This is a genomic window from candidate division WOR-3 bacterium (assembly GCA_039804025.1).
Taxonomy (GTDB): Bacteria; Hydrothermota; Hydrothermia; order Hydrothermales; family JAJRUZ01; genus JBCNVI01.
Genome location: JBDRZP010000003.1, coordinates 89,136 through 100,174 on the forward strand (window position 1 = coordinate 89,136; position 11,039 = coordinate 100,174).

Consider the following 11,039-nt stretch of genomic DNA (forward strand, 5'->3'; position numbering starts at 1 on the left):
GTTTGAACCATATTTATTTTTTAAAATGTTTTTTAAGGGACTCAATCTTATCGAGAGGACTCTGCTCTTTATCCCTCCTTTCATCAATCTTTATTACCGTTGAAACTCTCATTGCTCCCTTTTTAAACATAGCCTCCTGCATTTTAATTATAGCCTTAAAAATTTTTTCTTTATCACCATAAAGAATTGTAAACATTGGATCTATCTCATACTTTATATCAGGATATTTATCAAGAACTTTCAAACTTTCTGCTATAAACTCTGAAACTGAGGCGCTTCCTGTGCCAATAGGTGTAATACTAACAGCAACAATTACTTTTTTCATATTTATGATTATACTTTTAAAAGATTTTAAAAGTAAATTATTTTTTCTCTTCCTTTCCCTTCTCTTCTTGTAAGGGAAGAGGTGAACTTTCTCCTTTTGATTCTTCTGAAAATAATGGAATAATATTATAAATACCAGGACTTTCTCTAATACGAGCTCTATTTTCAGGTGAACTGGATTTTGAGAAAATTGCAATTAAAATAGCAAGAAGCCCTATAAAAGCAGCAAGTCCCCAGGTCAATTTCTGGAAAAAAGTTGGAGTACCCCTAACACCAAGAAGGTCCTGAGCACCTCCGCCAAAAAAAGCACCAAGCCCCCTTCCCCTTGGCTGCTGAACAAGAATAACTGCAATTAAAATTATTACAAAGAATACATGTAAAAAAATTAAAAGCCCTATCATAGAGTATAATTTAAAGCAATTTTTATCAGTTTTGCAAATAAATCTCCTTTCAAGGAGGTTCCTCCAACAAGACCACCTGAAATCTCTTCCTTTGAAATAAGAGGGTCAAAATTCTCAGGGGTTATACTTCCTCCATATAATACAGGAACTTTTACACCAAAATTTTTTTCCATAAATTCAATTATAAACTTATGAGCTAAAAGTGCTTCATCAGGAGTTGCTACCCTTCCTGTTCCTATTGCCCAAACTGGTTCATAGGCTATTATTATTTTTTTTATTTCTTCTTTTTGAAGAAGCTTAAAACCTTCCCTTATCTGTTTTTCAAGAACTTTCTCTATTTCTCCTTTTTCTCTTTCTTCAAGAGTTTCACCAACACAGAAAACGGGTTTAAATCCAAATTCAATTGCCTTTTTTAATTTTTTTGCCAGTAAATCATCATCTTCTTTAAAAATTTTTCTCCTTTCTGAATGCCCTATTATTACTCTTTTTACTTTTAAATCTTTAAGATGTAAAGGAGAAATCTCACCTGTAAAAGCACCCTTTTCCTCAAAATACACATTTTGAGCACCAACTTCAACATTTATTTTTGACAGAATCCTTTTTGCATAACTTATGTGAGTAAAAGGAACAAAAACTGCTATTTCAATTTTTTCATTTTTATCACTATACTCCTTCAAAAAATCCTCTCTCCACTTTTTAATATCTTCCTTTAACATATTCATTTTCCAGTTTCCAAATATAAATTTTTTCATAAAATCCCCCTTTCTTTTAAAATTGTTTTAACAGGTTCAAAAGTTTTCCTGTGTAAAGGAGAAATCCCCTTTTTCCTTATCATTTCAACATGAAAATCAGAATAATATCCTTTATTTATATCAAATCTATAATCAGGAAAAATTTCATGCATAGCCTCCATCCACATATCCCTTGTTACCTTTGCTATTATACTTGCTCCTGCTATTACATCAATTCTTTTATCACCTTTTATAACTACCACCTGTCTCTTTTTTAAAGACCTTATTTTAAATCCATCAACAAGAACAAGGTCAGGCTTTATTCTTAAATTTCTTATCGCTCTTTTCATAGCAAGATAATTTGCTTCCTGAATACCAATCCTATCAATCTCTTCTGGAAAAACAAATCCTAAACCAAATTTAATATTTTTTTCTAATAACCTTTCTAAAAACTCTCTTCTTTTCTCATAAGTTAAAATTTTTGAATCCCTTACAAAAGAAATATTTTCTCCTTCTGGAACATATAAGGCACAAGCAACTATCGGACCTGCAAGTGGACCTCTTCCTGCTTCGTCTACTCCAACTGGTTTTTTTGCCTTTATATTAATATAATCTAAAAACCTGTAAACACTCTCCAAATTACTTTAACTCCTTAATTCTTGCCTTTTTACCTTTTTTCTCCCTTATCCAGAAAATTTTCGCCTTTCTTACCTTACCCCTTCTAACAACTTCTATTTTTTCAATAAAAGGTGAATGGAGAGGAAATGTCCTTTCAACACCAATTCCCTGAGTAACTCTTCTAACCGTAAAAGTTTCTGATAATCCACTCCCTCTTCTTTCAAGAACAATACCTTCAAAAGGCTGAATTCTTGTCTTCTCTATAAGCTTCTTTGTTTTTGGATCTTCCTTTAATTCTGTAATCTTAACATGAACCCTTACAGTATCACCTGCCCTGAAATCAGGAATATCCTTTTTCATAAATTTCTCTTCAACTTTTTTTATGAGAGTCTCCATTTCTTAAAAAAATTTTTAAAAGGAGAATTGAACTCCCTGGGATAAACTCTTTGAAAAATTAATTATACCTTTTCTTTTAATTCCTTTTCAATCTCTTTTAAGAGAATTTTATCCTCTTCCTCTAAATTTGCCTTTTCAATAAGGTCTTTTCTCTTCAGAAGTGTTTCTTTAAGAGCTTCTTTTTTTAAATACTTTCTTACTTCTTCATGATTCCCTGAAATCAAAATTTCTGGAACTTTTTTTCCTTCAAATTCTCTTGGCTTTGTGTAAACAGGGTAGCCAAGGATTCCCTTCTCAAAAGAATCTTCTTCTCTTGAATCCTTATCTCCCATTGAGCCGGGTAAAAGTCTTGAAACTGCGTCAATGAGAACATATGCTGCTGGTTCCCCTCCTGATATAACATAATCACCAATGGAAATTTCATCATCCACATAATCTCTTATCCTTTCATCAATTCCCTTATATCTTCCACATATAATTGTTATACTTTCTTTTTTTGATAAATCGTGAACTATTTTTTGATTCAGAACCCTGCCTCTTGGATCAAGTAGAATTTTATAAGTATTTTCCTTTATACTTTTCAAAGCCTTTACAGTAACATCAACCCTTATAACCATTCCTCCTCCCCCACCGTAGGGTCTATCGTCTACCTCCTTTGGACCTTCTGCAAATTTTCTTAAATCAATTGCTTTAAGTAAAAGCGAACCCGATATTATTGCCCTTTTTATTGGACCAAATTCTTTAATCTTTTCAAAAAAATCAGGGAAAAGTGTGATACAATAGATATTCATTTTTTAAATTAAATTTTCTGCATTAACTTTTATTAATTTCTTTTTTTTATCAATACCTTTAACAAAATCCTCTACCCATGGTAAAATAATTTCTTTGCCCTCTTCTGTTTTAATATATAGTCTTTTTAGAAAAAATGTTTTTTCAACAAAATCAATTTTACCTAAGTACCCCCTTTTAACATCATAAACCCTGTAACCCGTTATATTTTCTTCATCTCTTTTTTCTCTTTTTTTTATATAAAGATAAGTTCCCTTTAAAGAATCAGCTTTTTCTTTTGAGTCAATGGAACTTAAAGTTATTATATAAGATTTTCCCCCGCGTCTTTCAAACCCTTTTAAAAAGAAGAATCTTTCTTCACCTTTATAATAGAAAAATAACTTTTTACCTCTTTGCAAAATTTTTTCATTATCTATAAGAAGTTTCGCTAAAACTCTTCCTTCTTTTCCATAACTCTTTAGAATTTTTAAGATATAAAAATTTTGCACTCAAATTAAAAACTACCACTTGAACCAGGTTCTATAATGTCAAGAAGAGCTCTTTTACCCTTTTTAGCTCCAACAGCACTAACAAGGGTTCTTAGAGCCTGGGCAGTTCTACCACCCTTTCCAATTATCTTTCCCACATCTGTGGGTCTAACTCTGAGTTCATATATAACAGCTCTTTCTCCTGAAACCTCTTTAACCTCTACAGCATTAGGTTCATCCACAAGATGTTTTACGATATATTCTATTAGGTCTTTGAGTTCAACCTGTTCTCCTTTCATTTTTTACCTCCACAGGTTTAGGCATTTGAGGGACTTGAACCCACAAGTTTAATTTTTCAGTTTGAAGACGCGGGGGATTCTCTTTTTGCTCTCTTAACAAGGGAAATAACCCTTTCAGTCATTTTAGCACCTTTAGAAGTCCATTCCTCAATTTTTTGTAAATCAATCTTGAAATCAGAATCTCTTTTCGGGTCATAATGTCCAATTATATCAATAACCCTTCCTTCCCTTTTATTTCTTGAATCCATAACCACAATTCGGTACCTGGGTTCTTTATTTTTACCAAATCTTGCAAGTCTTATTTTCAGCATGTAATAATTATAAGAGATTTAATTTTATTTTTCAAGTCCTATGGAAGATGTATTTATACTTATTTTTGCCCCTCTTATTTTAACATTTACCCGGTATATGGGTATTTCCTTTGAGTTCATCAACAATCTTATGGCTAAATCCTATTTCTTGAAAGAAATTCTAATCTATCTTCCTGATTTTCTTTTTCCCTTTCTCCTAATTTTAATTTTTAAAACAAAATTCTCTGATTATGGTTTTAGGTTACCTTTTAATGCTTCCCCTTTTAATCTATGCATCTGAAAGACCTGATTTTAAAAAATATTATCCAGAATATAAAAAAGCACTTTTATCTTTAAGAATTTTTACAATTTATGAAATTATAAATTTTTTCACATATTTATCAACTGAAGTTTTCTTTAGAGGTGTTCTTGTTATCGGGCTTTCAAGATTTTTTGGAATAAAATCAATATTAATAAGTAATTTTCCTTATGTTCTCGTCCATTTTGGAAAACCTGTCCCTGAAATATACGGTTCCTTCATTGCCGGATTAGTTCTTGGATATATTGCCTATAAAGATAAATCCATTTTTACCCCAACACTACTCCACTTTTCCTGTGCCTTTACCCTTGATCTTATAAGGTTTTTAGAGGTAAATAAAATTTAATAAACAAATTCCCTGATATCATAAACTGAAACCCTGATTTTTTTCTCAGAGAAAAGTAATTTAAAAAAATCTATCTCCCTTTTTATTTCCTCATAACTAGCTTTCTCAGGGTACAAACCCTTAAAGGGATAATAAGGAGAAAGATATAAAATGTCACTTTTATCAAGACTTAAATTTTTTAATAAATCATAAGTTTTTGATTTATGCTCTTCCTCTAAATCACCCGCTATACCAAGAAGAATAATTACACCCACTGAAATACCCGCCTTTTTCAAATTTTCCACTAAAAAAATAAACTCCTCAGGATTAAAGGGTTTATTAAGTCTCTTTAATAAATTTTCACTTCCTGATTCAAGACCTATATATACCCTGAAAAGGGAAAATTCCTTTAAAGTTTGCCAGAAGCTTAAATTTTTTTTCTTTCCTGTCCAAACATCTAAAAAAGAAGAAATTTTACTCAAACTTTCCTCCTTAAAACTATCCTTTATTAATTTAACATACTCAAAAATCCTATCCTCTGTCAATAAAAGAGCATCAGCATCACCAAGAAAAATGTTTTTTCTTGTTTTTATACCTTTACCAAAAAATTTTTTTACCTTATTAATATGTAAAATTAATTCCTCCTTGCTCAAAATTCTAAATTTTTCTCCTTTATAGAAATTACAGAAAGTGCATTTATTATAAGAACAACCCCTTGTTACTTGAATATAAAGAGATAAATACATATCAGGTGGAACTATTGGAACCTTTCCATAAACTTCTTTAAAACTATTTATTGTGCTTTTAAAATTTTCATAACCCTTTTTCAAAAAATCCTTTAAAAAATCTCTGTTTTCTTTAAAAAATTCATCTTCAAGAATATTTTCTGCCCTTTCATAAATTTTTTTTAAAAACCTTAAAGATTTAAATCTATTTATTACTTTTTCTCCATTTTTTCTCTTTTTCTCTATAATCTCACCTGAAAGTCCAATCCTATAACCCTTATCTTCTAAAAAAACATAAAGAATTCTTCCCTCTTTATCAATAAAAAAAAGACTCTTATCACTTCCTGTTAATACTATACCCTCTTTTTTAATATTAAGCCCTGGAAAACTTTCCACTAATTTAAAATCTCTCAACAGGATAACGCCAATCCTTATCAAGACACATTCTTGAAATTTTTGTTATTGTTGGCGGTCTCCTTTTATGCTCATTTTTAACTATCCTTTCATATAAATCCATTACAGCATTTTCACTAATATTTAAAAGTTCAGATGTTTCTCTAACAGATAACTCAAGATCAACAAGACAGTATAAAACTCTATCTATCTGATAATATGTAAAACCAAGCTCTTCCTCATCAGTTTGACCTTTCCAGAGGCCTGCAGAGGGCGTTTTTTTAACAATATCAGTTGGAATACTTATATATTCAGCAAGTTGCCAGACCTGGGTTTTATAAAGGTCTCCTATAGGGTAAATATCAGCACCAAGATCTCCATACTTTGTTCCATAACCTAAAAGAAGCTCAGTTTTATTTGAAGTCCCTACCACAAGCAATTTTTTTGCATTTGCATAAAAATAAGCATAGATCATTCTGACTCTTGGTTTTAAATTTGTTAAACCCCAATCTATATCCCCTTTTATATCCTTTAAAGTCTCCTTAAAGGCTGAAAGAGGCTTATTTATAGGTATAATTTCATAATTAACTTTAAGTTCCTTACAGAGTTTTAAAGCATCTTCAACATCTTCTTTTGGAGTAATACCTTCCTCAGGCAATATAAGGGCATAGGTCTTTTTATTCCCAATAGCAAGACTTACCAATTTTAAAACAAGAGAAGAATCAACACCACCTGAAAGATTTATAACAGCACCTTTAAAATTAAATTTTTTAACCCTTTCCCTTATTGAATTTACAATTGCTTTCTTTACAAGTTCTAACTCTTCCTCCTTAAATTTAACTTCCACCATTTTCCATCTCCTCGTACGCTTTTAACAATTCCTCAAGAATATCCTTTCTTAATTCCCTCAACCTTGTATCTCTCCTTCTCAACCTTTTTGCTTCTTCAAGATCAACTATGGCTATAACATAATCCTCTTCAAGTAATTTTCCTGTTTTTAAAATATTTCCAGATGCTGAAACATACATTGAATATCCAAGATATGTAACTCCATCCTGACATCCTGCCTGATTGCAGAATACAAGGGGAATTATATTATCCCTTGCCCTTTGAACTAAAAAATCTTCCCATATTTCCTTTTTAAATCTTTCATAGGGTGAAGCCCCAAGAACAATGAGTAAATCAGCTCCCCTTAAAGCCATTGCTCTTGAAGGCTCAGGAAACCAAACATCCTCACATATAAGAATCCCTATCTTTATCCCCCCTATATTAAATACATCTAATTTTGTTCCTCTTTTAAAGTATCTTTTTTCATCAAACAATCTGTAATTCACAAGTTGAACCTTTCTGTAATTTCCTATAATTTTTTTATCATGTATCAAACAAGCTGAGTTGTAAAAGAAACCGTAACTATCCTTTTCAACATAACCTATTATTGCATAAAAATCATCAACTTCTTTCCTTATTCTATCAAGGGAAATTAAATTTTCATCCACCTTATCAAGGTATATATCACCGCTTCCGTAACCGAGAGTTGAAAGTTCTGGAGTAACAAAAATATATGCCTTTTCCTTTTTCGCCATTTCTATTGCCTTCAAAATCTTTTCCTCATTTCCCTTAACATCACCAAGTTGAGTTGAAAGTTGAGCAAGAAAAACTTTTACTTTCTTCATATTCTATTTAAAAAGTCCAAAAATATTTCCTTTAAATCATAAAGGGATTTTAAATCAACCCATTCATCTCTTCCATGTATTCCATCACCAATTCCATAAATCATAAGAACCGGAACCCCTTTTTCTGCAAAAAATCTTCCATCAGTAGCACCATATATCCTTCCATATTCCACCTTTCCCTTTATTTTCTTAACAGATTCTGCAAATTTTTTTAAGTAAGGATTTTCCCTATCAGTATAAACAGGCTCTCCATAACTTTTAACTTCCATTTCTATACCCTTTTTATCCTTCAAAAATTCTTTTAATTTATTCTCAAAATCCTTTGCCCTCCAGGGTGGAGGAAATCTGAAATCAAGCTCCATTTCTGCCTCACTTGGAACAATATTAACTGCTTTTCCTGCATTAAACTTTCCAAGGGATAGGGTAATTTTCCAGGTTGGTTCCTCAGGTGGACCTTTTTCAGAATCAACCCAGAGTTTATACTCTTTATATAGATTGATTAATTTATCAGCAGCATTTTCTCCTTCCCATGGTGTTGAACCATGAGCTGATTTTCCAAATGCCTTAAATTTAACATGCAATACCCCCTTACCCTCATTCATTATCTTGAAATTAAAACCACCATCAGGGATTATTGCAAAATCTGGAAGTAAATTTTTATTTTTCACCCAGTATTCAACACCATCCTTTGAACCAACCTCTTCATCTGTTGTAAAAAGAAAAGCAATATTTTTTTTAATTTTTTTCTCAATAAGTTCAAGTAAAAGAACAATCATTGAAGCACAGGAACCTTTCATATCAAAAGAACCCCTTCCATAAATTTTTCCATCCTTTTCATAAGGGACAAACTGTTCTGGAGAATCAGGGGGAACAACATCAAGATGACCTGAAAATAAAACTGAAGGATTATAATTTTTCTCAAAAGATAAATAAATTGAAGGTTTATTATTAACCTCAATTCTCTCTATAAAAATGGGTTTATACTTGAAAATATTTTCAACATAATCGACTATTTCTTTAAGAGCCTTTAAATTGTTACTTTCTGAAGGTATCCTTATCAAATCAAAAAGTATATTTTTTAAACTTTCCAAATTTATTGAGAAAGATAAAATAATAAGCTCCTCTGAAATTTTTTATCAAGGTAAATTTCACAGGACCACTCCCCTATAGGGTCATAACTCCTTGTAACCACAGAAAATACAGTAATAAGTTTTGTAGAATCAGAATCAACAAGAATGGAATCACGGGCAAAATCCTGTCCATCAGGCTTGACCCAGAAACAACTTATTTTATGCTTACCTTTCATTCCCATCCAGTAAATCCATAAGTTTACTGTATCACCGATAAAAAATTGATTTGTAATACCGTAGGGATTTCCATCAACAACCTTAGTGCATAAAACACTTTCAACTATAAATGGCCCTTCAGGAAAAACAATTTCTCTTATTGTTTCAACTTTCCTTTCACAGAAATAGAAAAAGATGAAAATTAAGAGAAAAATTTTTTTCATTGTTTAAAAATTTTAATTAAAAGTAATAAAAAAATCAAGTTTTTAATTCATTTTAACTCCTTTTGAATTTATCCCTGTGTTCGGGATAGAACCAATTTTTCAGGGTAAAAATTTATCTTACAAATTTTAAAAAAATAAAAAGTATGACAGTTATAACACCTATTTGTCCTACCCAGAATATAAATATCCACTTAATTAAATTTGCATAAATTTTTGAAATTTGGAATATTTATTTAAATTTTAAAAACATACTGAAACTTTAAAAATACTTGATGATCTTTACCCTCCATTTTATCAGGATATTTCATTGTATTTATATTTGCTCCAAGATAAAAAACTGTAAAGGGAGTTAATTCGTAAGAAAATAAAGGATAAATGCCAACTTGTTTTTTATAATAAGTAATCATTACTCTTGAAGAAATTTTATCTGTAAAACTGTATTGCAAGGTATGGCTGAAAACTGTGGCTTCAATATTTTCTTTTTCTAAATGATATATTGCTTTGTTAAACCAAAAATTTAAAGTTAGTTTTGTAAAAATTAAACTCAAAGAGCCGAATATAGAAGTTTGATAAGCTAGGGTGTCATATTGATAGAATATGCTTTTACCTCCTGCATAAGTTACATTGAAATACAGGAATTTATAAGGATTTGCCATTAACCAGAAAGAATAATGATAAATGCCATTAAATCTTGAATAATGTTGAAAATAAAAGTTAAATGTATTTGTATTTGAAAGGGAATAACTTGCTCCTAAAGAAAGTTGAGCGAAAGAAAAATTGATATTTGAAAAGCCACCTATCCACTCTTCCTTAAATATCCCTTCAAAATTAGTTTCTTTTGAATAATCTATATGAAAAGAAAATTGCGACACCCCAAATTTGTTTGGATAAAAAATAGGTGTTACCCCAAACCCCCTCTTTTTAAAATTATTTCTCCCTATATACCCAATATCAGAACGAAAACCCTCTGAATTTTCTTTGTAAAATAAATCTAAACTTAAATTTCTAATATAATAGGAAAAACTTAATCTATTTGCATATCCAGAGAACTTTTCACCATCAAACCTGTCTGTATAATCTTTAAAATTTATCCCTATCCCTCTGAATAAATTTGTATCCTCAGGCTCTTTTATAATAGAATATCCTCCTTGATAATTTATTAAAAAATGTTTAAAAAATTTTATTCCAGCATCTAACCCAAAAATCCTTCCATAACCATTATCAAAATTATCTCTTTTTAACTCTCTATCCCCTATTAAAAATCCTATATATGATTCTTTATTTAAAAAATCAGAACGAACCCTTAAAAGATTTATAAAACTTTTTTTATCACTTCCAAAACTAAAACTTGCATCTTCAAAAGGTAAAATAAATGGAGTATTTTCATCATAAGAAGAAAGAAAATAAATGTCAAAAATTGAAATTTCACCTGTTAATTTTAATGCATAAAGTGGATTATTTATCATCCTTGTGTAAAATAAATTTATCGGCATATTGATATACTGGGAACCTTCCATAAATAAAGGTCTTTTTTCAGGATAATATAGTGCATAAGTTGTATTTATATCTATCTGAGGAATATCTGTTTCAATTTGGGCAAAATCAGGATTTAATGCATAATCTAAAACTAAATTCTGATAAATCCTTGTTTTTCCAGATAAACCAAGATTAAATCTAACATTTTCATTTTTGTAATTTATGCTATCCCTTATTCCAGTTTGAGAACTAATCAAATAGGGAATAAAATCATTTCTTTTTTCTTTTGAATAAATTCTTTCA

At 30.3% G+C, this 11,039-nt stretch carries 16 protein-coding genes; 1 reads left to right on the plus strand and 15 read right to left on the minus strand.

Annotated features, from left to right (window positions below; genetic code table 11):
• Positions 1–13: 13 nt before the first annotated feature.
• The 9 genes from ABIN73_02195 to rpsP form a co-directional block, all read right to left on the minus strand.
• Positions 14–325: an MTH1187 family thiamine-binding protein gene (locus tag ABIN73_02195; protein MEO0268535.1), complete on the minus strand. Its 312-nt coding sequence runs from the start codon at positions 323–325 to the stop codon at positions 14–16.
• 37 nt (positions 326–362) lie between these two features.
• Positions 363–725 (minus strand): preprotein translocase subunit SecG, encoded by a 363-nt coding sequence (gene secG, locus ABIN73_02200; protein MEO0268536.1) that lies wholly within the window; start codon positions 723–725, stop codon positions 363–365.
• Positions 722–1,477 (minus strand): triose-phosphate isomerase, encoded by a 756-nt coding sequence (gene tpiA / locus ABIN73_02205; protein MEO0268537.1) that lies wholly within the window; start codon positions 1,475–1,477, stop codon positions 722–724. The genes secG and tpiA overlap by 4 nt, the downstream gene beginning before the upstream one ends.
• Positions 1,474–2,094 carry a ribonuclease HII gene (locus ABIN73_02210; GenBank protein ID MEO0268538.1) on the minus strand — a complete coding sequence of 207 codons (621 nt, stop codon included), beginning with the start codon at positions 2,092–2,094 and terminating at the stop codon, positions 1,474–1,476. Before ABIN73_02210 ends, tpiA begins: the two co-directional genes overlap by 4 nt.
• Before the next feature lies 1 nt (position 2,095).
• A complete protein-coding gene (gene rplS, locus ABIN73_02215) occupies positions 2,096–2,470 on the minus strand; it encodes a 50S ribosomal protein L19 (protein MEO0268539.1) in 375 nt (124 codons plus the stop codon).
• Positions 2,471–2,532: 62 nt separating this feature from the next.
• Positions 2,533–3,261: a tRNA (guanosine(37)-N1)-methyltransferase TrmD gene (gene trmD / locus ABIN73_02220; protein ID MEO0268540.1), complete on the minus strand. Its 729-nt coding sequence runs from the start codon at positions 3,259–3,261 to the stop codon at positions 2,533–2,535.
• Positions 3,262–3,264: 3 nt separating this feature from the next.
• Entirely contained in the window at positions 3,265–3,747 is a 483-nt protein-coding gene (locus ABIN73_02225) for a hypothetical protein (GenBank protein MEO0268541.1), read from the minus strand.
• Between the two features lie 5 nt (positions 3,748–3,752).
• Positions 3,753–4,025, minus strand: a complete 273-nt coding sequence (locus ABIN73_02230) for a KH domain-containing protein (GenBank protein MEO0268542.1) — start codon at positions 4,023–4,025, stop codon at positions 3,753–3,755.
• A gap of 56 nt (positions 4,026–4,081) precedes the next feature.
• The gene (gene rpsP, locus ABIN73_02235) at positions 4,082–4,336 is read right to left on the minus strand and encodes a 30S ribosomal protein S16 (GenBank protein ID MEO0268543.1); all 255 of its coding nucleotides are present in this window, start codon (positions 4,334–4,336) and stop codon (positions 4,082–4,084) included.
• Positions 4,337–4,566: 230 nt separating this feature from the next.
• Here rpsP and ABIN73_02240 point away from each other — a divergent pair, with 230 nt between their 5' ends.
• Positions 4,567–4,980: a CPBP family intramembrane glutamic endopeptidase gene (locus ABIN73_02240; protein ID MEO0268544.1), complete on the plus strand. Its 414-nt coding sequence runs from the start codon at positions 4,567–4,569 to the stop codon at positions 4,978–4,980.
• Here the strand turns inward: ABIN73_02240 and ABIN73_02245 are convergent.
• From ABIN73_02245 to ABIN73_02270, 6 genes are all read right to left on the minus strand, one after another.
• On the minus strand, positions 4,977–6,098 hold the full coding sequence (locus ABIN73_02245) for a radical SAM protein (protein ID MEO0268545.1): 1,122 nt from the start codon (positions 6,096–6,098) through the stop codon (positions 4,977–4,979). The two genes, ABIN73_02240 and ABIN73_02245, sit on opposite strands and share 4 nt — an antisense overlap.
• Positions 6,085–6,927 carry an NAD+ synthase gene (locus ABIN73_02250; GenBank protein ID MEO0268546.1) on the minus strand — a complete coding sequence of 281 codons (843 nt, stop codon included), beginning with the start codon at positions 6,925–6,927 and terminating at the stop codon, positions 6,085–6,087. The genes ABIN73_02245 and ABIN73_02250 overlap by 14 nt, the downstream gene beginning before the upstream one ends.
• Positions 6,914–7,750 carry a nitrilase-related carbon-nitrogen hydrolase gene (locus ABIN73_02255; protein ID MEO0268547.1) on the minus strand — a complete coding sequence of 279 codons (837 nt, stop codon included), beginning with the start codon at positions 7,748–7,750 and terminating at the stop codon, positions 6,914–6,916. The genes ABIN73_02250 and ABIN73_02255 overlap by 14 nt, the downstream gene beginning before the upstream one ends.
• Positions 7,747–8,841, minus strand: a complete 1,095-nt coding sequence (locus ABIN73_02260) for a M20/M25/M40 family metallo-hydrolase (protein ID MEO0268548.1) — start codon at positions 8,839–8,841, stop codon at positions 7,747–7,749. Before ABIN73_02260 ends, ABIN73_02255 begins: the two co-directional genes overlap by 4 nt.
• Before the next feature lie 2 nt (positions 8,842–8,843).
• On the minus strand, positions 8,844–9,260 hold the full coding sequence (locus ABIN73_02265) for a hypothetical protein (protein ID MEO0268549.1): 417 nt from the start codon (positions 9,258–9,260) through the stop codon (positions 8,844–8,846).
• Positions 9,261–9,493: 233 nt separating this feature from the next.
• A partial coding sequence (locus ABIN73_02270; protein MEO0268550.1) for a hypothetical protein occupies positions 9,494–11,039 on the minus strand: 1,546 nt, incomplete at its 5' end.